This window comes from Sphingomonas sp. NIC1 (assembly GCF_001638925.1).
In the GTDB taxonomy this organism is placed as follows: Bacteria; Pseudomonadota; Alphaproteobacteria; order Sphingomonadales; family Sphingomonadaceae; genus Sphingomonas; species Sphingomonas aquatilis.
Map to the genome: position 1 here is coordinate 724,618 of NZ_CP015521.1, position 21,882 is coordinate 746,499.

At 68.7% G+C, this 21,882-nt stretch carries 19 protein-coding genes and 1 riboswitch; of the genes, 13 read left to right on the forward strand and 6 right to left on the reverse strand.

Going from position 1 to position 21,882, the window contains the following annotated elements; translation table 11 throughout:
• Positions 1–86: 86 nt before the first annotated feature.
• The 7 genes from A7E77_RS03665 (at position 87) to A7E77_RS03695 (ending at position 8,796) form a co-directional block, all read left to right on the forward strand.
• Positions 87–1,802, forward strand: coding sequence for a sensor histidine kinase (locus tag A7E77_RS03665; RefSeq protein ID WP_063685922.1), 1,716 nt, complete (start codon positions 87–89; stop codon positions 1,800–1,802).
• The gene (locus A7E77_RS03670) at positions 1,799–3,115 is read left to right on the forward strand and encodes a sigma-54-dependent transcriptional regulator (RefSeq protein ID WP_063685924.1); all 1,317 of its coding nucleotides are present in this window, start codon (positions 1,799–1,801) and stop codon (positions 3,113–3,115) included. The genes A7E77_RS03665 and A7E77_RS03670 overlap by 4 nt, the downstream gene beginning before the upstream one ends.
• Positions 3,116–3,359: 244 nt before the next feature.
• Complete coding sequence (locus tag A7E77_RS03675) at positions 3,360–3,992, forward strand: RNA polymerase sigma factor (protein WP_063685927.1); 633 nt, start codon at positions 3,360–3,362, stop codon at positions 3,990–3,992.
• 90 nt (positions 3,993–4,082) lie between these two features.
• The gene (locus A7E77_RS03680) at positions 4,083–5,807 is read left to right on the forward strand and encodes a vWA domain-containing protein (RefSeq protein ID WP_226341837.1); all 1,725 of its coding nucleotides are present in this window, start codon (positions 4,083–4,085) and stop codon (positions 5,805–5,807) included.
• Positions 5,808–5,909: 102 nt separating this feature from the next.
• The gene (locus A7E77_RS18445; protein WP_063685931.1) at positions 5,910–6,872 is read left to right on the forward strand and encodes a tetratricopeptide repeat protein; all 963 of its coding nucleotides are present in this window, start codon (positions 5,910–5,912) and stop codon (positions 6,870–6,872) included.
• A gap of 51 nt (positions 6,873–6,923) precedes the next feature.
• Complete coding sequence (gene der, locus A7E77_RS03690) at positions 6,924–8,297, forward strand: ribosome biogenesis GTPase Der (RefSeq protein WP_063685933.1); 1,374 nt, start codon at positions 6,924–6,926, stop codon at positions 8,295–8,297.
• Positions 8,298–8,379: 82 nt separating this feature from the next.
• Positions 8,380–8,796 carry an Hpt domain-containing protein gene (locus A7E77_RS03695; RefSeq protein WP_043060370.1) on the forward strand — a complete coding sequence of 139 codons (417 nt, stop codon included), beginning with the start codon at positions 8,380–8,382 and terminating at the stop codon, positions 8,794–8,796.
• A gap of 309 nt (positions 8,797–9,105) precedes the next feature.
• Here A7E77_RS03695 and A7E77_RS03700 read toward each other — a convergent pair whose 3' ends face one another.
• A complete protein-coding gene (locus A7E77_RS03700) occupies positions 9,106–10,164 on the reverse strand; it encodes a threonine aldolase family protein (RefSeq protein WP_063685935.1) in 1,059 nt (352 codons plus the stop codon).
• A 57-nt stretch (positions 10,165–10,221) separates the two neighbouring features.
• Positions 10,222–10,329: riboswitch (SAM-I-IV-variant riboswitch) on the reverse strand.
• A 6-nt stretch (positions 10,330–10,335) separates the two neighbouring features.
• On the reverse strand, positions 10,336–11,406 hold the full coding sequence (queG, locus tag A7E77_RS03705; RefSeq protein WP_063685937.1) for a tRNA epoxyqueuosine(34) reductase QueG: 1,071 nt from the start codon (positions 11,404–11,406) through the stop codon (positions 10,336–10,338).
• 130 nt (positions 11,407–11,536) lie between these two features.
• On the opposite strand from queG, the gene A7E77_RS03710 reads away from it, so the two are divergent.
• From A7E77_RS03710 to A7E77_RS03720, 3 genes are read left to right on the forward strand one after another with little or no spacing between them, the layout of a single operon-like run.
• Positions 11,537–12,490, forward strand: a complete 954-nt coding sequence (locus A7E77_RS03710) for an ABC transporter ATP-binding protein (RefSeq protein WP_063685939.1) — start codon at positions 11,537–11,539, stop codon at positions 12,488–12,490.
• Positions 12,487–13,716, forward strand: coding sequence for an ABC transporter permease (locus A7E77_RS03715; protein WP_063685941.1), 1,230 nt, complete (start codon positions 12,487–12,489; stop codon positions 13,714–13,716). The genes A7E77_RS03710 and A7E77_RS03715 overlap by 4 nt, the downstream gene beginning before the upstream one ends.
• 50 nt (positions 13,717–13,766) lie before the next feature.
• A complete protein-coding gene (locus tag A7E77_RS03720; RefSeq protein WP_018250665.1) occupies positions 13,767–15,002 on the forward strand; it encodes a cytochrome P450 in 1,236 nt (411 codons plus the stop codon).
• A 69-nt stretch (positions 15,003–15,071) separates the two neighbouring features.
• Here the strand turns inward: A7E77_RS03720 and A7E77_RS03725 are convergent, their stop codons facing one another.
• Positions 15,072–15,350 (reverse strand): hypothetical protein, encoded by a 279-nt coding sequence (locus tag A7E77_RS03725; RefSeq protein WP_063685943.1) that lies wholly within the window; start codon positions 15,348–15,350, stop codon positions 15,072–15,074.
• 65 nt (positions 15,351–15,415) lie between these two features.
• Here A7E77_RS03725 and msrB point away from each other — a divergent pair, with 65 nt between their 5' ends.
• Positions 15,416–15,955, forward strand: a complete 540-nt coding sequence (msrB, locus tag A7E77_RS03730; RefSeq protein WP_063685945.1) for a peptide-methionine (R)-S-oxide reductase MsrB — start codon at positions 15,416–15,418, stop codon at positions 15,953–15,955.
• Between the two features lie 128 nt (positions 15,956–16,083).
• Here msrB and A7E77_RS03735 read toward each other — a convergent pair whose 3' ends face one another.
• Positions 16,084–16,641 carry a CHAP domain-containing protein gene (locus A7E77_RS03735; protein WP_063685947.1) on the reverse strand — a complete coding sequence of 186 codons (558 nt, stop codon included), beginning with the start codon at positions 16,639–16,641 and terminating at the stop codon, positions 16,084–16,086.
• Positions 16,642–16,810: 169 nt separating this feature from the next.
• Entirely contained in the window at positions 16,811–18,208 is a 1,398-nt protein-coding gene (locus tag A7E77_RS03740; RefSeq protein ID WP_063685949.1) for an MFS transporter, read from the reverse strand.
• Positions 18,209–18,427: 219 nt separating this feature from the next.
• On the opposite strand from A7E77_RS03740, the gene A7E77_RS03745 reads away from it, so the two are divergent.
• Complete coding sequence (locus tag A7E77_RS03745; protein ID WP_063685951.1) at positions 18,428–19,612, forward strand: acyl-CoA dehydrogenase family protein; 1,185 nt, start codon at positions 18,428–18,430, stop codon at positions 19,610–19,612.
• A gap of 167 nt (positions 19,613–19,779) precedes the next feature.
• Positions 19,780–20,568 (forward strand): SDR family oxidoreductase, encoded by a 789-nt coding sequence (locus A7E77_RS03750; RefSeq protein WP_063685953.1) that lies wholly within the window; start codon positions 19,780–19,782, stop codon positions 20,566–20,568.
• 46 nt (positions 20,569–20,614) lie between these two features.
• Here A7E77_RS03750 and A7E77_RS03755 read toward each other — a convergent pair whose 3' ends face one another.
• Positions 20,615–21,877: a hypothetical protein gene (locus A7E77_RS03755; RefSeq protein WP_063685955.1), complete on the reverse strand. Its 1,263-nt coding sequence runs from the start codon at positions 21,875–21,877 to the stop codon at positions 20,615–20,617.
• Between the last annotated feature and the right edge of the window lie 5 nt (positions 21,878–21,882).

Consider the following 21,882-nt stretch of genomic DNA (forward strand, 5'->3'; position numbering starts at 1 on the left):
GTTGCATACCGTGTCACTATTCGCCTTCTCCGCATCATCCAGTGCCGAAAATTGCACACGGGCCGTCACCGGCGTACGGTGCCGGCATGCGGGATTCGAGAATCGTGCGCCGGATCGGATGGGTGCTCGCCGCGCTGGCGGCCAGCGTGCTGGCGGCACTGGCGATCGGCATGGTCGCCGAACGCAACGCACGCACGCGGTTCGAGGCCGCGCTGACCGCCGACGTCCGCTTGCGCCAATCGCTGCTGACCAGCGAGATCGCCCGATTCCGCCTGCTGCCCGAAGCGCTGTCTGACGATCGCGACGTCGTGGGCACGCTGGCGGGCACGCCGGGCTTTGCGGCGGCGCTGAACCGAAAGCTGGAGGGGCTGGCCACGAGCACCGGCGCGGCGGTGATCTATGTGATCGACCGCGACGGCAACACGCTGGCGGCGAGCAACTGGCGCATGCCCGACAGTTTCGTCGGCAACAATTATCGCTTCCGCCGCTATTATGCGCAGGCCGCGCGGACCGGTCAGGCCGAGCAGTTCGCGCTCGGCACCGTCAGCCATCGGCCGGGCCTGTACCTGTCCAGGCGCACCCGCGACGGCGGCGTCGTGGTGGTAAAGCTGGAGCTCGACCGGGTCGAACGCGAATGGCGGCAGGCCGGCGGCATCACCTTTGCCACGGGGCCGCAGGGCGTCATCCTGGTCACCAGCCGCGGGTCGTGGCGCTTTGCCGAGACGCGCCCGCTGGCGCCCGCCGCCGCCGCCGCAGCCCGCGCCGATTTCGGCATCGCGGCGCTGGGCCCCCGCCCCTGGCGCGATGCCGATGGCCGGCTGACCGATGGCGCGAGTGGCGAGACGCTGATGATGGCGACCAGCCCGGCGGATGCCGCCGGCTGGCGGGTGACGCTCGCGATGCCGACGCGCGGCGCGATCACCGCGGCGATGCGCAATGCCGCCGGCGCGGCGGCGCTGGCGATGCTGGCACTCGTCGCGATGGGCTGGGCGTTGCGTGAGCGTGCCCGCCGCCGCGCGGAACGGACCGAGGCGCTGGAGGCGGCGGTGGCCGAACGCACCGCGGACCTGAGCCGCGAGATCGCCGAACGGGCCGCGGCGGAGGCGCGCGCCGACGACCTGCGCGAGGGGCTGCGCCAGGCGAACCGCCTCGCCGCGCTGGGCCAGATCACCGCCAGCGTCGCGCATGAAACCGCACAGCCGGTCGCGGCCATCCGTACCTATGCCGCCGCGGGCGAGGCGCTGCTGGATCGCGGTGCGCTGGAGGAGGTGCGCGGCAACCTGCACGCCATCGCGCGGCTGACCGAGCGGATCGGCGCGGTGACGGCCGAACTGCGCGGCTTTTCGCGCAAGGGGTCGGGCGCGATCGGTCCGGTGGCGCTTGCCGAAGTGCTCGACGGCGCGCGGCTGATCCTGAAGGAGCGGCTGTCGCGTGTCGCGGTGCGCTGGCCCACCTTGCCGCCCGGCCTGCTGGTGGTCGCCGGTCGCGTGCGGCTGGAACAGGTGGTGGTCAATATCCTGCAGAATGCGGTCGAGGCGCTGGACGGCCAGCCCGCGCCCGCGATCACCATCTCGCTGGACGATCAGGGCGAATGCGTGGTGCTGACGATCGCCGATACCGGCCCCGGCATCGCGCCGGACATCGCCGAACGGCTGTTCACCCCCTTCGCCACCAGCCGCCCGACCGGGCTGGGACTGGGGCTGACGATCGCGCAGGATATCATGCACGACCTCGGCGGATCGCTGCGGCTGGTGCCGAGCACGCAAGGCGCCGCCTTCGCCATCGCGATGCGGCGCGCATGAGCGAGATCACGCCCCGCGTCGCGCTGGTCGACGATGACGACGATCTGCGCGCCGCAACCGCGCAATGGCTGTCGCTGGCCGGCTTTACCGTCGACAGCTTCGCCGCCGCGCCGCCTGCGCTAGACGCGCTGGGCGCCGACTATCCGGGCGTCGTGGTCAGCGATATCCGCATGCCGATCATGTCCGGGCTGGAGCTGTTCGCAACGCTGCACGCGCGCGACCCGGCGCTGCCGGTGATCCTGGTGACGGGTCATGCCGATGTGGCGACCGCGGTCGGCGCGCTGAAGGCGGGCGCGTGGGATTTCCTCAGCAAGCCGTGCGATCCCGATGCGCTGGTCGCGGCCGTCGGCCGCGCCGCGACGGCACGCGCGCTGACGCTGGAAAACCGGCAGTTGCGCGCCGCGGCCGAGGAGGCGGAGAGCGGCGGCGTCGCCGCGGCGCTGGTCGGCCGCAGCCCGGCGATCCGGCGGCTGCGCGAAATGGTGCCGGTGCTGGCCAATGCCGACATCGACCTGTTTATCGAGGGCGAGACGGGGACGGGCAAGGAATTGCTCGCGCGTCTGATCCACCGGGCCGGGCGGCGCGGGCGGCACCGCTTCGTCCCCGTCGCCTGTGCCGCGATTCCCGAAGAGCTGATCGACGGCGAGCTGTTCGGCCCCGGCGACACGGGCGTCATGGCGTCGAGCCGGGGGACGCTGTTCCTCGACGATATCGATCGCGCCTCGCCGCGCCTGCAGGCCCGGCTGGTGCCGCTGATCGAGGAGCGCGCGGTGCGGACGGGCACGCGGGCGCCCGCGCCGATCGATCTGCGTATCATCGCGGCGGGCGGCGAAGCGGGCGAGCACGGCCCGGCGGCGATCAGCCCCGAGCTCTTCTATCGCCTCGCCGCAGTCCGCCTGCGACTTCCGCCGCTGCGCGAGCGGCGCGAGGACATCCCCCTGCTGTTCGCGCATCTGGTCGACGCGTCCGCCGCACGGCTGCGCATGCCCGTGCCGCCGCTAACCGCGATGGCGCGCGAGCGGCTGGCGGAGCATCACTGGCCGGGCAACGTGCGCGAGCTGGCGCATTTCGCCGATCGCGTCGTGCTCGACCTGGAACCGGGCGATGGCGCCCCCGCCGTGTCCTCCGCGACGCTGCCCGACCGCGTCGCCGCGTTCGAACGCGAAGCGATGGTGGAGGCGATCCGCGCGGCGGGCGGCGACGCCAGCATCGCGATGGAGCGGCTGGGGCTGCCGCGAAAGACCTTCTACTATAAGGTGCAGCGGCATGGCATCGACCTGACCGCGCTACGCCGGGGGCTGCGCGGCGATTAGGGGCGTATTCGTCCAATTCGCTGCGGCCGCGGTCATCCACGCATAGCCGGCCCGAACCTCTAGGCGACGCCAGAGACGGCACCGCAGAACATCCCCGATCGTCATTGCGAGCGAAGCGCGGCAATCCAGGGCGTCCAGGTCCGGCTCTGGATTGCTTCGCTGCGCTCGCAATGACGGAGCACATCCCTCCCATCCCACGACGTCGCCCCGGCGCTGGTGAAAACGGGTGCCCTGCACACCGGCCATGGCGTCGCGCGGCGCGATCGGGCAGACAGCGGGCATGGCGGGGGACGGTCTTGATGGGCAGGCGCGATCGGACGGCGCGTCGTCGGCCCCTGCGCCAGCGCCAGGCTCCCATGGCGACCCCGACGCCGATCTGGTCGCTGCGGCGATAGCGGGGGATCGCGACGCGTTCGGTGCGCTGATCGATCGGCATTACGACCGGATCCATGCGCTCGCCTGGCAGCTGACCGGATCGCGCAGCGATGCGGAGGATATCGCGCAGGACGTGTGCTGTGCGCTCGTCCGGCGGATCGGCAGCTTTCGCGGCGAGGCGCGGTTTTCGACTTGGCTGTGCGGCATCGTCTTCAACGCCTGCCGCGATGCGCGCCGCCGCGGCCGCGCGTTTCGCGGGCTGACCGAACGGCTGGCGGTGATCGCCGGGATCGGGCGCGGCGGCGATCATGCCGACCTGCACGATGCGATGTGGGTGAAGAGCGCGGTGATGAAGTTGCCCGCCGCCTATCGCGATGCGGTGGTGCTCGTTGCGGGGCAGCAGCTGACCCATGCCGAGGCGGCGGCGATCCTGGGCGTCGCCGAAGCGACGGTGTCGTGGCGCCTGCACGAGGCGCGCAAGCGGCTGGGCGGGGGCGCGTAAAAAATGCACGGGCGCTCCCAAGGATCATGCGGGCTGCCGCGTCGAAGGAACAGGCGGACGATGTGCCGCCGGTTCTTCGAGGAGACTGCCATGACCCGTGCCCGCTTCGCCCGCCGCCCCGTCCTGCTCGCCGCGCTGAGCCTTCCCGCGCTATTCGTCGTTGGATGCGCCGATACCACGCGGCGGACCGGCGCAGAGACTCCGGCGCCTGTCGCGCAGGAGGCCGCCAACGATATCGTCCTGACGGGATCGCGCGTCACCGCCCCCAACGAGCCGGCACCGCCGCCCCCGCCGCCGCCCGCGCCGGCGCCGATCATGATGTCGTCGGCGTACCGCGTGAACGCCCCCTTCGCGCCGCACCTGCCGCCCCGCCCGATGACCGGCCGCGACCGCTTTACGCCGATCAAGCAGAATGCCTTCCAGCGCGTCGCCGAGGCGCCCGTCTCCACCTTTTCGCTCGACGTGGACACCGCCTCCTATGCGTTCGTGCGTGCGTCGCTGAACCGCGGCACGCTGCCGCCGCGCGACGCGGTGCGGACCGAGGAGCTGGTGAACTATTTCCCCTATGACTACGCCCCCGCCAAGAGCGCGGCGGAGCCGTTCGGCACCGATCTGTCGGTCTTTCCCAGCCCCTGGGCGCCGGGGCGGCTGATCGTCCGCGTCGGCGTGCGCGGCTATGACCTCACCCGCACCACGCGGCCGCGCGCGAACCTCGTCTTCCTCGTCGATACGTCGGGATCGATGATGGAGCCCAACAAGCTGCCATTGGTGAAACAGTCGCTGCGGCTGCTGCTCGACAGCCTGGGCGAGAACGACCGGGTGGCGATCGTTGCCTATGCGGGTCAGGCCGGCACCGTGCTGGAGCCGACGCCGGCCAGCGACCGGACCCGCATCCTCGCCGCGCTCGACCGGCTGGAAGCGGGCGGCAGCACCGCGGGCGCCGAGGGCATCCGCCAGGCCTATGCGCTCGCCGAGCGCGACTTCGATCCCAAGGGCGTGAACCGCGTGATCCTGGCGACCGACGGCGATTTCAACGTCGGCATCACCGATCAGGACCAGCTGAAGGGTTATATCGAGGCGGAGCGGGCGAAGGGCGTCTATCTGTCCGTGCTCGGCTTCGGCATGGGCAATTACAACGATGCGCTGATGCAGACGCTGGCGCAGAACGGCAATGGCGTCGCCGCCTACATCGACACGCTGAACGAGGCGCGCAAAACATTAGTGACGGAGGCGAGTGCGTCGCTGTTCCCGATCGCCAAGGACGTGAAGGTGCAGGTGGAGTTCAATCCCGCCGCGGTCGCCGAATATCGGCTGATCGGATACGAAAACCGGCTGCTGGCGCGCGAAGACTTCAATAACGATAAGGTCGATGCCGGCGATGTCGGCGCCGGGCGGACGGTGACGGCGCTGTACGAAGTGGTGCCGGTCGGCGGTCCGCGCACGGTCGATCCGCTGCGCTATGGCAAGAACGCCAAGGCCAGCGCGGCAAAGGCGCGCGCCGCCGAGCTGGGCTTCGTCAAGATCCGCTACAAGCTGCCTAAGGCATCGACCAGCCGGCTGATCGCGCGGCCGATCCCGGCCGCGCATGCCGCCCGCTTCGCCGATGCGCCGCGTGACGCGCGCTTTGCCACCGCCGTGGCCGGATTCGCCGAGCTGCTGCGCGGCGGCACCTATGAAGGGCGGTTCGGCTATGACGATGTCGCGCGCATCGCGGCGGGAGCGAAGGGGGCCGATCCGTTCGGCTATCGCGCCGAGTTCATCGACCTCGTCGCCAAGGCGCGCGCCGCGCAGGCGATGCCGCCGCTGGTGCGCTGAGCGATGGCGGGCGGCATTGACGCTTTCGGTGGCCGCGTCGATGCCGCTATAGCCGGGGGGATGGCGCGCGTCCCTCCCCCCTGCCCGGCCGGTTGAGCCGCGATGGACGACGATCTCGCCCGCCAGCTGCCCGACCCACCGCCGCCGCGGCCCGCCGCGCGGCGGGCGGCGCTGGATGCGGCGATGGCGCGGTTCGATGGGGTGGAGGCGCCCGCTCCGCCCCAGCGCCAACCGCCCGCACGCGTTGGCTGGCGCTTGCGGCCGGGGCCGGTGGGGGCGCTCGCCTCGATCGCGCTCGTCGCCTTGGTGGGCATCCCGATGGCGCTCGATCATCGCGACGTGCCGAGCGAGGTCGCGCGCCAGCGACCCAAGAGCGACGCACGACCGGAACGGATCGCGGCGGACCGGACGACGCCGGCGCCGCCATCCGCCGTGAAGGTCGAACCGACGCCCACCCCCGCCGCACCGGCACGCCGCGCGACGGATACGCAGGAAGAGGCCGTTCCGCCGCCGCCTCCTGTGCCCGCGCCGGTATCCGCACCCGTGTCCGCGTTCGCGCCCGCGCCGGTGCCGGAAGCCGTGGTGGAACCTGCGCCGCCGCCTCCACCACCGCCCCCGCCCCCCCCGCCCGCGGCACCGATGTCCGCCCCGGCTCAGGCGCAGGACGTCGTGGTTACGGGATCGCGTGTCGCACGCCGCACCGGCGTCGGTCGCTACACGGAACGCGCCTCCGGCATTGCCGCCGACCCCGCGGATACGGCCTTGCGCGCCGGCCTCGCCGCGCTGGAGGCCGGCGATTCCACCGCCGCGATCGGCGCGCTGGACCGCGCCGTCGCGCTCCGCCCCGACCTGGCGAGCGCTTACCTGAACCGCGCGCTCGCCTATCGGCAGCGCGGCGACCTGGCGCGGGCGGAAAAGGATATAGACCGCGCGATACGCCTCAATCGCTCCGCCCGCGCCTATCGCCTGCGCAGCGACATTCGGGCGGCGCGCGGCGATGCCAAAGGCGCGCAGAAGGATCGCGAGCGTGCCGAGCGGCTGGAGGCGGATGGCGACGGGCGATAGGCGTGTCCCCCGGGACTTGGTGTTTGCACCCGCCTCCCCTAAAGCACCGGCATGTCCCGTCTTCCTATCGTCGCGATCGTCGGCCGTCCCAATGTCGGCAAGTCGACGCTGTTCAACCGCCTCGTCGGCAAGAAACTCGCGCTGGTCGACGATCGGCCGGGCGTGACGCGCGACCGGCGCGAGGGCGATGCGACGCTGATCGGCATGGACTTCCGCGTCGTCGACACCGCCGGCTACGAGGATCACGACGCCCAGACGCTGCCCGGCCGCATGCGCCTGCAGACCGAGGCGGCGATCGGCCAGGCCGACGTCGCGCTCTTCCTGGTCGATGCGCGCGCGGGCGTCGTGCCGCTGGACGAAGAGATCGCGCGCTGGCTGCGCTCGTCGTCCACCCCCGTCGTCCTCGCCGCCAACAAGGCGGAGGGGAAGGCCGGCGAACAGGGCGTGCTCGAGGCACTGGCGCTCGGCTTCGGCGATCCGGTGCAGCTGTCCGCCGAACATGGCGAGGGCATGGGCGACCTGTTCGAGGCGCTGCTTCCCCATCTGGAAGCCGCGATCGAGGCGATGCCGGAGGAAGAGGACGACGACTCCCCGGACGCCCCGCTGAAGCTCGCGATCGTCGGGCGCCCCAACGCGGGCAAGTCGACGCTGATCAACAAGATGCTGGGCGAGGACCGGATGATCACCGGGCCCGAAGCCGGCATCACCCGCGATTCGATCGCCGTCGACTGGACCTGGTACGACCGCGACAACTTCCCCCGCGCCGTCCGCCTGATCGATACCGCCGGCATGCGCAAGCGCGCCAAGGTGCAGGACAAGCTGGAAAAGCTGTCGGTCGCAGATGCGCTGCATGCGGTCGACTTCGCCGAAGTGGTCGTGCTGCTGCTCGATGCGACATTGGGGCTGGAGGCGCAGGATCTTCGTATCGCCGACAAAGTCCTGTCCGAAGGCCGCGCGCTGGTGATCGCGCTGAACAAATGGGACGTCGCTGAAAACGCCTCGTCGCTGTTCAACGGCGTCAAGCGCGCGCTGGAGGACGGCCTGTCCCAGGTGAAGGGCGTCACGGTGATGACCGTGTCGGCGGCGACGGGCAAGGGCATCGACCAGCTGATCCAGGCCTGTTTCGAAACGCGCGAGGCCTGGTCGCAGCGCGTCGGCACCGGCGAGCTCAACCGCTGGTTCGAACGCGCGGTCGAGGCGAATCCCCCGCCCGCCCCCGGCGGCAAGCGAATCAAGATGCGCTACGTCACGCAGATCAAGACACGACCGCCGAGCTTCGTAATCTTTGGCACGCGCGTCGATCAATTGCCGGCGAGCTATGAACGCTATCTGGTCAATTCCATGCGTAAGGATCTGGGATTTGGGGCAGTTCCTGTTCGCCTGACCTTCCGCGCGCCGAAGAATCCCTTCGACACCAAAGATTAGGGTCCGCCCTAATCGGCCGCATCGGCAACCAGCTGTTTACCGCTGCTCAATATGGTTGGCCTGATCCTGAGGGGAGAAGGCCGTGTCGTTCGAAGGCAGCACGTTGGTGGATTGGGCGGCGTTCGCCCAGGCGCGCGCCGAGCTGGGCGCCGGCTTCGTGCGCATATTGGGCTATTTCCGCGAAGACGGCGTGAAATCGGTGTCGGCGATCGAACAGGCGATGCGCGCGCAGACCGCCGCCGCGATGGTGATTCCGGCGCACACGCTGAAGGGCGAGGCGCGTCAGTTCGGTGCCGAGCCGCTGGCGATGCTGGCCGAGACGATCGAGGAATTCGCGCGCGACTGCGTCGAGCGCCACGAAACCTGCGAAGAGGCGCTGGAGCATGTCGTGCGCCTGCGCCCGCTGTTCTTCGAAACGCTGGCGCTGCTGGAGCGCGAGGCGAACCCGCTCGTGCCGCGGCGGCCGGCGGGCGGCGGCTTCGGGCGGCGGTTGGGGTGAGCCAGGGCCGATCGGCATTCACCGTCGTGATGCATTTCCCGACGAGCGGAAAAACCTGAAGACAAAGAGTTTTGTTCGCGCGGAGGCGCGGAGGACGCGGAGGTGTCACGCGCGTTGCAACGCTTCGCCTTGACCTCGACCGAGATGGACAGGCCGCTCGCGCGGCAGACCCCACACCTCTGCGTCCTCCGCGCCTCCGCGTGAACCGTCTTTTCTTCATGTCTTCGCATCTTGGCGTGCATGAATGTCGATCGGTCCTGGGGATACGTCATCCCAGCGCAGGCTGGGACGAGGACGATGGTGGGTCCGCTACGCCGCCAGTTCCACCTCTAACCCGACGCACGCCTCGCGAATATCCGCTGCCAATGCGTCGATCCGCGCCGGGTCGGCATCCCAGGCGAACATGAAGCGCGCGCCGCCGCCGATGAAAGTGTAGAAGCGCCAGCCGCGCCGCCGCAGCGTATCGAGCACCGGTTCGGACGCGATCAGAAACACCGAATTGGCCTGGACCGGGAATAGCAGCTCGATACCGGGCAGCCCCGACACCTGATCCGCTAGCCGCCGCGCCGCGGCATTGCCGTGTTCGGCGTTGCGCAGCCACGCGCCGCTGTCGATCAGTCCGATCCACGGCGCTGACAGGAAGCGCATTTTGGACGCGAGCTGTCCCGCCTGTTTGCAGCGATAGTCGAAATCCTCAGCGAGACTGCGGTCGAAGAAGATCACCGCCTCGCCGATCGCCAGGCCGTTCTTGGTGCCGCCGAAGCACAGCACGTCGACGCCCGCGTCCCAGGTGATCGCCGCGGGCGAGCATCCCAGCGCCGCACAGGCATGCGCGAAGCGCGCGCCGTCCATATGGAGCTTGAGCCCCAGTTCGCGGCAGACCGCAGAAATCGCCTGCACCTCTTCGATCGCATAGACCTGCCCCGTCTCGGTCGGCTGGGTGATCGTGACGACGCGCGGCTTGGGGAAGTGGATGTCCGACCGGCTGGTGGCCAGCGCGCGGATCGCGTCCGGCGTCAGCTTGCCGTCGGCGGACGGCGCAAGCAGCAGCTTCGATCCGTTCGAGAAGAACTCCGGCGCGCCGCATTCGTCAGTTTCGACATGCGCCGCCGACGAACAGATGACGCTATGATAGGACTGACACAGCGACGCGAGCGCCAGCGAATTGGCCGCGGTGCCGTTGAACACGAAGAACACCTCGGCATCCTTCGCGAACAGCGTGCGAAGACGGTCGGCGGCCGCCTGCGTCCAGTCGTCGTCGCCATAGGCGACCGCCGATCCGGCATTGGCGGCGAGCATCGCCTGCATCGCCTCGGGGCAGGCACCCGCATAATTGTCGCTGGCGAATTGCTGGGGCTGGGCGGTCACGGCGTCGGGTCCTTGTGCAAAACGGTCTGCACCCGGAGACGAACGACGATGTGGCGTGAGGTCCCGTTTGGTTGCCGGTCCGGCCACATCCCCCCGTAGCCGGGGGCGCCACCTTGCTCGGGGAGCAGGTTGGCGTCGAACGTCGTTCGACTCTTGATGCTGGCGGGGCGGTTAGCCGCCGCTCCCCGTGCGGTCAAGCCGCGCTCGGGCCCAGGCCGCCGCCTCCGCCACCACCGGGTCGTCGTCGCCGAGCAACCGGTCGAGCGCCGGGATCAGCGCCGGTGACCCGCTGTTGCCCGCGGCGATCGCGGCGTTGCGCACCATGCGATTGCGACCGATGCGCTTGATCGGCGATCCGGAGAAGACCTGCCGGAACCCCGCATCGTCCAGCGCCAGCAAATCGGCGAGCGCCGGCGCGGTCAGCTCGGCGCGCGGGTGGAACGCCATATTGGCCGCAGCGCTCGCGGCGAACTTGTTCCACGGGCACACCGCCAGGCAATCGTCGCAGCCATAGATGCGGTTGCCGATGCCAGTCCGAAATTCCTCGGGGATCGGCCCGGCATGTTCGATCGTCAGATAGGAGATGCAGCGCCGCGCATCGAGGCGATAGGGCGCGGGGAACGCATCGGTCGGGCAGGCGCGCTGGCAGGCCTCGCACGATCCGCAGCTGTCGCGCCCCGGCGTGTCCGGCACGAGGTCGAGCGTCGTGTAGATCGCGCCGAGGAACAGCCAGCTGCCGTGATCCCGGCTGACGAGATTGGTGTGCTTCCCCTGCCAGCCGAGACCGGCGGCTTCGCTCAACGGCTTTTCCATCACCGGCGCGGTATCGACGAACACCTTGAGGTCGCACCCCGCCTCGCGCGCCAACCAGCGCCCCAGCGCTTTCAACGCGCGCTTGACGACATCGTGATAATCCCCGCCCTGCGCGTAAACGGAGATGCGGCCGCGCTCCCCCTCGTCCGCCAGCGCCAGCGGATCGCGTGCGGGCGCGTAGCTCATGCCGAGCGCGATCACACTGCGCACGTCGCCCCACAGGGCGGCCGGCGCGGCGCGCTGGGCACTGCGTTCCTCCATCCAGATCATGCCGCCGTGGCGCCCCTCGTCGAGCCACTGCCGCAACCGTTCGCCACTGCGGGGCGCGGCGTCGGCACGCGCGATCCCGCAGGCGACGAAGCCGAGCGCCGCCGCCTCGGCCTTGATCCGCGCTTCGATAGGGGTCGGGGAAGGCTTGTCTTTCGCCACGCGCGCCCGCTACCACAATCCAGCCGGAGACACAGGCCTGCCGTTCGTGCTGAGCCTGTCGAAGCACGGTTGAGTCGCATGCCCTTCGACAGGCTCAGGGCGAACGGGGGTTTGCGTGGGGAACGAACGAGTGCCGGGATCAAGCGAACCGGCGGTTTTTGCCGAACATCTGGTCAAGCGCTTTGGCGAGCGGCGCGTCGTCGACGGCGTCGACCTGTCGGTGCCGCGCGGCGCGATCTACGGCGTGCTCGGCCCCAATGGCGCGGGCAAGACGACGACTCTGCGCACCCTGCTTGGCATCATCGAACCCGACGAGGGGCATCGATCGATCCTGGGCTACCCCGCCCCGCGCGAGGCGAGCGACCGCGTCGGCTATCTGCCCGAGGAACGCGGTCTGTACCCGTCGATGAAGGCGCGCGATGCGATCGCGTTCATGGGCGCACTGCGCGGGCTCGATCGCCGTACCGGTCGCGCACGGGCCGCCGAGATGATGGAGGCCGCGGGCCTCGGCCATGCGATCGACGAGAAGATCAAGAAACTGTCGAAGGGCATGGCGCAGCTCGTGCAGCTACTGGGGTCGGTGGTGCATCGCCCCGACCTGCTGGTGCTCGACGAACCGTTCAGCGGCCTCGACCCGGTCAATCAGGAAAAGCTCGAATCGCTGATCCTCGCCGAGCGCGATCGCGGCGCGACGGTGCTGTTTTCGACGCATATCATGGCGCATGCCGAGCGCGTGTGCGACCGGCTGGCGATCATCGCCGGCGGCAAGCGCCGCTTCGAAGGGACGGTGGACGCGGCGCGGGGCACGCTACCCAGCCAGGTCCGCTACCTGCCGACGCATCCCGACGCCACGATCGCCGAGGTGTTGCCGCATGACGCCGTCCGCGACGGAGAGGGCTGGCGCTTCCAGTTGCCCGGCGAAGGAATCGAGGGGCTGCTCGGCACGCTGATCGCCCGCGGCTATGGCATTGGCGGCCTGTCGATCGAACGGCCCAGCCTGCACGACGCCTTCGTCCGCATCGTCGGTCGCGACGCCGCCAACCCGCCGGGCGCCAGTCAGCCGCATGGGGGAGCCACCGCATGACCAACCTCGCCCGCACGCTGCGCCAGGCGCTCACCATCGCGCGCCGCGATTTCATCGCGACCGTCTTCACGCCGATCTTCCTGCTGTTTCTGTTCGCGCCGGTCATCATGGGATCGTTCGGCGCGATCGGCGGCATGGGTGCGGCGAGCGTCGCCGATGGCCGTGCCGACAAGACGCGGATGGTCGCCATCGTATCGCCCCATCAGGCGCGCGTGATGACCGATGCGGACGATCGCCTGCGCGACGTGTTCCGCCGCGACGAGGAAGCGCCCCCTGCCCTCGCCACGCTGACGCCGACGGGCGACGCTGCGGCGCAGGCGCGCGCAGCGTTCGAGAGCAAGGACTATGAGGCGAGCGCCGTGCTGTACGGCCCGCTCGACCGGCCGCAGATCCTGTACGGCCCGCGCGGCAAGCGTGCCGCCGATTATCTGGGCGTACTGGCGCAGGAAACGCTGACCGCCGACAGACTGGGCAGCGCCGTGCCGCGCGTCGTCGCGACCAAGACGCCATTGGAACGGCAGAGCGGATCGGCGGGCAATCGCCGCCAGTCCGCGTCGTTCGCGGTATTCGGCGTGTTCCTGCTCAACCTGTTCCTCGCCAGCCAGGTCGTCGGCACCATGGCCGAAGAGCGTAACAACAAGGTGATCGAAGTGCTCGCCGCCGCGGTGCCGCTGGAAAGCGTGTTCCTGGGCAAACTGCTGGGCATGTTCGGCGTCGCGCTGCTGTTCGTCGGCTTCTGGGGAACGATCATCGCCAAATTGGGCTCGTTCCTGCCGCCAGAGGTCGCGCGCGCTCTGGCGATCCAGACCGCGGTCGGCACGCCGGTGTTCGTCGCGCTGTTCGTCACCTATTTCACCATGGCGTATCTGCTGCTCGGATCGGCCTTCCTCGTCGTCGGCGCGCAGGCGTCGACCCCGCGCGAAATCCAGATGCTCGCGCTGCCGATTTCGGTGTTGCAGATGAGCATGCTGGCGCTCGCGCTGGCCGGGACCGCCAACCCCACCGGCTGGGTGGCGACGGTGGCGGAGCTGTTCCCGCTGTCGTCGCCCTTCGCGATGGCCGGCCGCGCGGCAACGTCACCGACGATCTGGCCGCATCTCGCGGCGATCGCCTGGCAGCTGTTGTGGGTGTCGATCTTCATCACGCTCGGCGCGCGGCTGTTCCGGCGCGGCGTGCTGCAATCGGGCAGCGCCCGGCCGTTCTGGAAGCGCGCGAAAGCCAATTGACATAAGTGTCAGTCGGGTATCTCCTGTCGGCAAAAGACAGGAGAGTGATGATGGCGACCCTCATGCAGGCGACCGCACCCGCGGTCGATCCGTTCGACGTCAGCCGCGCGGAACTGTACCGCGACGACACCTGGCACGCGCCCTTCGCGCAATTGCGAGCCGAGGCCCCAGTCTATCGCTGCGAGCATAGCGACTACGGCCCCTATTGGTCCGTCTCGACCTACAAGCCGATCGTCGAGGTCGAATCGCTGCCTGAGATCTATTCGTCCGAGGTCGGTGGCATCACCCTCGCCGACTTCATCCCGGAAAGCGACGTGCGCATGCCCATGTTCATCGCGCGCGATCGGCCGGTGCATACCGGGCAGCGGCGCACCGTAGCGCCCGCCTTCACGCCATCTGAAATGGTGCGGATGAGCGACGACATCCGCCGCCGCACCGCCGAAATCCTCGACAGCCTGCCGTGGAACACGCGGTTCGACTGGGTGGATACGGTCTCGATCGAGCTGACGACGCAGATGCTCGCCATCCTGTTCGACTTTCCGTGGGAGGACCGGCGCAAGCTGACTTTCTGGTCCGACTGGGCGGGCGATATCGAGCTGGTGAAGAACGAGGAACTGCGCAAGCAGCGCCTCGGCTACATGTACGAATGCGGCGCGTACTTCCAGAACTTGTGGAACGCCAAGGTCGGCCAGCCGCAGACCCCCGACCTGATCAGCATGATGATCCATTCGGACGCGATGAGCCACATGGATCATTTCGAATTCATCGGAAACCTGATCCTGCTGATCGTCGGCGGCAACGACACGACGCGCAACTCGATGACCGCGCTCGCGTATGGCCTCGATCGTTTCCCCGACGAGCGGGCGAAGCTGGAGGCGGACCCGTCGCTGATCCCCAATACGACGCAGGAGATCATCCGCTGGCAGACGCCGCTCGCGCACATGCGCCGCACCGCGACGCGCGATACCGAACTGATGGGGCAGACGATCCGCGAAGGCGACAAGCTGGCGCTGTGGTACATTTCCGCCAACCGGGACGAGAGCGTGTTCGGCCCGGATGCCGACAAGATTGTGGTCGATCGGCCCAATGCACGCCGGCACCTCGCCTTCGGCCACGGCATCCACCGTTGCGTGGGCGCGCGGCTGGCCGAGCTGCAGATCGGCATCCTGATGGAGGAAATGGCGAAGCGGCGGATGCGGGTGAACGTCGTCGGCGAACCGACGCGCGTCGCCGCCTGCTTCGTGCACGGTTACCGGCAATTGCCGGTGGAGATCAGCCGATATTGATGGCTGCCCCTTCCGTCGTTGCGAGCGAAACCATGCTACGCTCGCAATGACGGCCAGAGGACCCATCCCTTAGTTCGGCTTCACCACCTCGACGCTCACCGGTGCCACGCCCGAACAGTCGCCCGCTTCCGCCTTCGCAACAGCAGCCGGCTTCTTGCGACCCATCGTCCAGTTCGCCTGCATCCGCACGCGCGGATTGGGCGCACACCAGATTTCACCGGTGTCGTTGATCGCGGTGACCCAGATGAGATTATGCTCCTGCCCGTAATCGATGACGGCGAAGGCATAGCCTGCCCCCTTGTCGAGGACGTGGACGGGAAGCGGCGGATCGAGCTGCTGGAACGACATGGTATCACCTCTCGGTCATGCCAAGCGCGCGAATGGGAAGCGAGGTTCCCGGCTAGATCAATAGCATGGGTGGGGATGAAACCGGCCCCATCGCGTCCTACATCACGATCATGACCGATCAGCCCAGCCGCCGCGCGCTTCTATCCCTCGCCGCCACCGGCGCCGTCGGCGTCTTTCTGTGGGGGTGCCGCAACGCCCCTGCGGCCGCCGCGGAACGCTATCCGGTGGAGATGAGCGATGCGGCCTGGCGCAGGAAGCTGGGCGATGCGGCGTGGACCGTGCTGCGGCACGAGGGCACCGAGCGGCCCTATTCCAGCCCGCTGAACGGCGAGCATCGCACCGGCACCTTCGCCTGCAAGGGCTGCGCGCAGCCACTGTTTTCGTCCAAGACCAAGTTCGAAAGCGGCACCGGCTGGCCCAGTTTCTACGCGCCGCTGAAGGGTGCGGTTGGCACGCGCAGTGATCGATCGCTGATGATGGAGCGCATCGAGGTGCATTGCAGCCGCTGCGGCGGGCATCTGGGCCATGTGTTCGACGACGGGCCGAAGCCGACCGGCAAGCGCTATTGCATGAATGGCGTGGCGATGACGTTCCGGGCGGGGTGAGGGCACGCTCTTTCGTTCGCGCTGAGCCTGTTTAAGCGCGCCCCTCCCCCAAAGCGTCACATCCGCGGATAGCTGCCCTTCGACGGGCTCAGGGCGAACGGCGTTGGAGGTAAGCCCGTAAGCCCGGATTACTTCGCGGCGACCGGAACCACCGGCACGGCGGCAGCGGTGGCGATGATGCTGGTGTCCATGTCGACCGTCGGCGTGGCGGGCTCGTCATCGATCGCCGGGGCATGGCCCGAGTAGATGAAGCCGTTGGTGGGATAGCTCGAGGTGCCGAGGCCGCCGGTCGGGCCGTACCACACCTTCACTTCGCTCCAGTCGCCGGCGGCCGAGACGTCGATCGCGCGAACGTTGCGCTCGATCGCGCCGGGGCGCGACCAGTTAGCGTGGGTGAGGAGCACTTCGCGGTCGCTGACGACCCGCGACACCATCGCGACATGGCCGACGCGCATGCGGCGGGTGGACTGGAAGGCGAGGACCGCACCGACCTTCGGCGCGTGGCCGCGTTCGTACCGGCCGGCGGCTTGGCTCCACCAGGTGTTGGCGTTGCCGTGGATGTCGATGCCCGAGATTTCCCGGGCATAGGGCGCGCACTGCCAGAACTGCGCCATGGCCGGGGTGGCCATCATCAGGCCGCACGATACCACCAGCGCAAACCGCGCTGCCAACGCCTTCAAAGTCATTTGCTGACCCCCCGGTCAAAACCCGTTCGTCGAGGATGTCGCTACACAGGGGGTCGGCTTTCGCCAACAGGCGCGGGAACCATAAGCGCCCAACGGTGTTTGCGCGCCGACGAAGCGATGGGATGAGCGGTGAATCGCGATCCTGTCGCCACGCTGAACGGCGAAATGCTCAGGAATCAGCCAGTTTTGCTGCCCCAAGTCGCGCCAGCCGCGCCTCATGCTCGGCACGGCCGAACGGAAAGCGGGTGAAGACGAACGCCGCGCAGCCGGCGATCAGCAGATAGGTGACGCCGAAGGTCAGCGTCAGCCGGTCGATCGTGTCGACCGGTACGGTGCCGGGCACCGCCTTTTCGGGGAAGCCGGCGATCGCCAGGATGACGCCCGCCAGGAAGATGCCAATGCCCGACGTGCATTTCTGGACGAAGAAGGAGCCGGCGAAGAACACCCCTTCCGACCGGCGCCCCGTGCGCATCTCCGAATCCTCGACGACGTCCGCCATCATCGACGCGCCCAGGATGAACGCGCTGACATTGCACGCGGTCGCCGCGGCGAAGAAGACGAGCAGGATCGGCAGCAGCGCGGGCTGCCCCACATCCGGCAGCACATGCAGCAACCGCAGCGCGTACGGCGCGATGTTGAGCGTCGCGCCGATCGCCACCGCGCTCGCCGCCGCGCGCGGCTTGCTCATCCGCTTGCCGATCCGCGGCGCGGCGACGAAGGCGACCAGCACGCCGCCGAACAGCGCGACCGTCGCATAGACGAACACGACACCCTGGAAGCCCCAGACGTAGGTGTAGAGATAGGTCGACATCGCATAGCTGATGCCCTGCACGGTATAGGCGCACAGCCCCGCCAGCATCAGGATGGCGAAGGCGCGGTTCTTCACCGTGTCTGCCAGTTCGCGCAGATTCTCGCGAAACGTCTGCCGTTCGATCGGCGGGTTGGGCAGGTTGGGGATCTCCTTGTGCGTCCCCGCCGCCGAGGTCAGGATCGCCGCCCCCATCAGCAGGGCGCCGAGGATCGAATAGCCGATATAGCCCTGCCGGTTGAGCAGCCCGTTGGCATGCTCCGGCGTCGGCGCAAGGAAGTAGAGATAGGCGGACACCAGCATGGTGAGCCCGCCTGCCCAGCCGAACAGATAGCGCCACGCCATGATCCGCGTCCGCTCGTCATAGTCCGACGACAGTTCGGGCGTCAGCGCGACCGAGGGGACCTCATAGGCGCTGACCGCAGTGCGTACGAGGACGGCGCAGGCGAACAGCCAGCCAAGCGTCGCGCCCTGCCCCCAGCCGCTCGGCGGATTCCACAGGAGAACCCAACCGACCATGATCGGCAGCGCCGAGCCATACATCCAGGGGTGCCGCCGTCCCCAGCGTGTGCGCGTACGATCGGACAGAAATCCTACGGCGGGATCGACGAAGGCATCGATCAGCAAGGCGACCATCACGACGAGACCGACGGTGGCGGAGGGCAGGCCGACGACCTGGTTGTAGAAGAGCAGCAGGAACGTGCCGAACCCGGCATCCTTTACCCCATAGGCCACCGCGCCGAAGGCGTAGCTGCTCATCGCACCGCTTCGCAGGCGCCGTGCCGCCGGTACGGCCGTCGTCCCTGCTGTCGCCTCTGCCACCGGTCGCATGCAAGCTCCTGTTTTGTCGAGGATCATAGCCGCGCACCGGGGGTGGTCAATCACGCTTTCGAATTTCGGGTTTGCAGCCGCTTCGTCCAGATCATAGGATAATCAGGTCACAACCCGCCCGCATAAGGGCATCGCAGTGGATACGGCATGGCCCTCGACCCCGAAACCTTCGACGCGCTGATCGATACCGTCCGTCGCTTCGTCGGCGAACGGCTGCGCCCCCTCGAAGCCGATGTGGAGGCCGCCGACGCCATTCCCGACGCAGTCGTCGCGGAGATGAAGGAGATGGGCCTGTTCGGCCTGTCGATCGCCGAGGAATACGGCGGCCTGGGCCTCGACATGGTCGAGGAATGCCGCGTCGCGATCGAGATGGGCCGGACCACGCCCGCCTTCCGATCGACGTTCGGCACCAATGTCGGCATCGGCAGCCAGGGGCTGGTGATGGCCGGCACGCCCGAACAGAAGGCCGAATGGCTGCCGCGCATCGCCAGCGGCGAGATCGTCACCAGCTTCGCGCTCACCGAACCCGATGTCGGCAGCGATTCCGGCAGCGTAAAGACGCGCGCGGTGCGGGATGGCGATGTGTATCGCCTGTCCGGCACCAAGCGCTACATCACCAATGCCGACAAGGCGCAGCTGTTCACCGTGATGGCGCGCACCGGTGACGAGAAGGGCGCGCGCGGCGTCTCCGCCTTTCTGGTGCCCAATGACCTGCCCGGCATCACCATCGGCGAACCCGAAAAGAAGATGGGGCAGAAGGGCGCGAAGGTCGCCGACGTCCATTTCGACGACGTGCCGGTGCCGGTCGCCAACCGGCTGGGCGCGGAGGGCGAAGGCTTCAAGATCGCGATGCGCGTGCTCGACCGCGGCCGGCTGCACATCAGCGCGGTCTGCGTCGGCGTCGCCGAACGGCTGATCGCCGACAGCGTCGCTTATGCCACCGGCCGCCAGCAATTCGGCAAGGCGATCGCCGAACACCAGCTGATCCAAGGCATGATCGCCGACATGAAGACCGAGGCGCTCGTCGCCCGCGCGATGGTGCTGGAGACGGCGGCGAAGAAGGATGCGCTGGATCAGGCGGCTGTCCGGGGGACAGCCGGCCCGGCGCATGGCGACGTCGTGCTGGAAAGCGCGGCGGCGAAGTATTTCGCCAGCGAGATGGTGGGTCGCATCGCCGACAAGGCGGTGCAGGTCTATGGCGGCGCGGGCTATATCGCCGATTACGGCATCGAACGCCTGTACCGCGACGTCCGCCTGTTCCGCATCTACGAAGGCACCAGCCAGATCCAGCAGGTCATTATCGCGCGCGAAACGATGAAACGCGGGGGGTGACGACCGCCACTCACCCCATCCGTCATCCCCGCGCAGGCGGGGATCCAGACCCGCAGGTCCGTCGATGGAATCGCGCCGTCAGCCAGTCTGGATTCCCGCCTGCGCGGGAATGACGGCAGGGACGAAACACCGATCACGCCTACTCCACAGCCTTTAGGGGAGCATCCATGGACACCACCAACCTCTTCCGCCTCGACGGCAAGGTCGCGCTCGTCACCGGCGGCAGCCGCGGCATCGGCAAGATGATCGCCGCCGGCTTCATCGCCCAGGGCGCGAAGGTCTATATCTCGAGCCGCAAGGCGCCGGCCTGCGACGACACCGCCGCCGAACTCGGGCCCAATTGCATCCCCCTGCCGTGCGACGTCAGCACCGTCGCCGGCTGCAAGGCGCTCGCCGAGCAACTCGCCGCGCATGAGGACAAGCTCGACATCCTCGTCAACAATGCGGGCGCCGCCTGGGGCGTGCCGTTCGAGGAGTTCCCGGAAAGCGGCTGGGACAAAGTGATGGACCTCAACGTCAAATCGCCCTTCTTCCTGACGCAGGCGCTGCATGGTCTGCTGAAGGCCGCCGGCACACCGGGCCGCCCGGCCAAGGTTATCAACATCACCTCGATCGACGGCCAGCGCCTCAACCCGTGGGAGACGTACAGCTACCACGCCTCGAAGTCGGCGCTGATCTATCTGACGAAGCGCATGGCCGCGCGGCTGGTGCGCGACCACGTCAACGTCACCTCGATCGCGCCGGGCGCCTTCGCCAGCGACATGAACAAGGCCGCCCGCGACCATGGCGACGACGTCGCGCAAGGCATACCCGCCGGCCGCATCGGCACCGATGAGGATATGGCCGGCGCCGCCATCTACCTCGCGTCGCGCGCGGGCGATTACGTGATCGGCGAGACGATCACGGTCGACGGCGGCCTGGTCCACGCCGCGTTGGGCACCAGCATCGACGCCTGAGCCCAGCGGCCGGGACGGCGATGTCCGTCCCGGCCAGCGCACGCCCTCACCCGGCCGCGGCGACCGCAGCCATCTCGGCAGGGGGAGGCGCATCGGGCAACGCCTCGACGCCGGGGAGGTCCCAGCGATCCATCGTGATCGCCGAACAGGCATAGGTCGCCTTGTTGCGGAAGACCGCTGGCTTCAGCGCCGCGGCGAGGGCCGGCTGCGATCCGGCCAGCGCCTTCTGCGCGTCATCGGCATGGCGGACATAGGCGATGCCCGACGTCGAGACGCCGAGCGCCGACTTGCTGTCGACGACCGGGATGAAGTCGCCGAGATAGGCCACCTCGCCCGCCTCGACGTGGAAGGTCGGCGCGCCGAAGCAGTTGGTCGTCGTCGCCATCTTGGTGATGACCGCGGTCGAGGCGATGACATAGTCGCCCGGCGTCACGCGCAGCACCTGCACCTCATAGGGTGCCTTGCGATCGGCGCTGCCGACGGCGAGGTTGTAGACGGTCTTGTCGCCCGTCTTCTTCCAGTCCTTAGGGCGATAGACGAGGTCCCGTCCCTTCGTATCGTACCGCGTCAGCTGCACGAAACCGGAGCGGCCCGCGCTCGCCGCGTTCGGGCGGCGGAAGGCGACGACCACCGCCGCTTCGCCGGGCGCCAGGACGAAGGGCGCGGCGGCATCCACCTTCTTGCCCAGGAATAGCGTGCCGGGCGTGCTGAGCGGCGCATCGACACGCGCGACCAGATCCTCGGGCTGCGCGAAGGTCGTGCGTTCGGTGATCGTGCCATCGACGGTCTGCGCACCGACGATGCCGTTGAAATAGGCGTCGCGATCCGCGTCGGTCATCGCACCGACCCGCGCGGCATTCTCCTTCGACACCTCGACCACGCGCCAGCCGTCGATCAGCAGGCAATTGCGGCGATTGGCGCGCCGCTGCTGCCCCTCGGCGATCGCGCCGGCGATCAGGCCGCCAATCCCGCCGCCGATCCCCGCGGCGATCGGCGACATCAGCGCCGGGTTGTAATAATAAGGGATCGACCCCGAGGGCGTCCGCGACCCGCGCGCGATCAAGCGACAGCGCTGCCAGGCCGCGTCATATTGTGCGCGCGTCGCGCCCGGCCTGTTGTAGAAATGGCTGTCCTTCAGATCGCGCGCCGCATCCTTGGCGATCTCTTCGGGTGTATCGCGCGGATCGGCGGGCGGCGTCTGCGCCACGGCGGGCGGTTTGGTGCCGCCATAGGTCATCGGCAGCGTCGCCTGCGCATAAGCGATATGCGCCGTGCCGCACGCCGCGAGCAGGCTCGCAGCCACCATCATCCTGT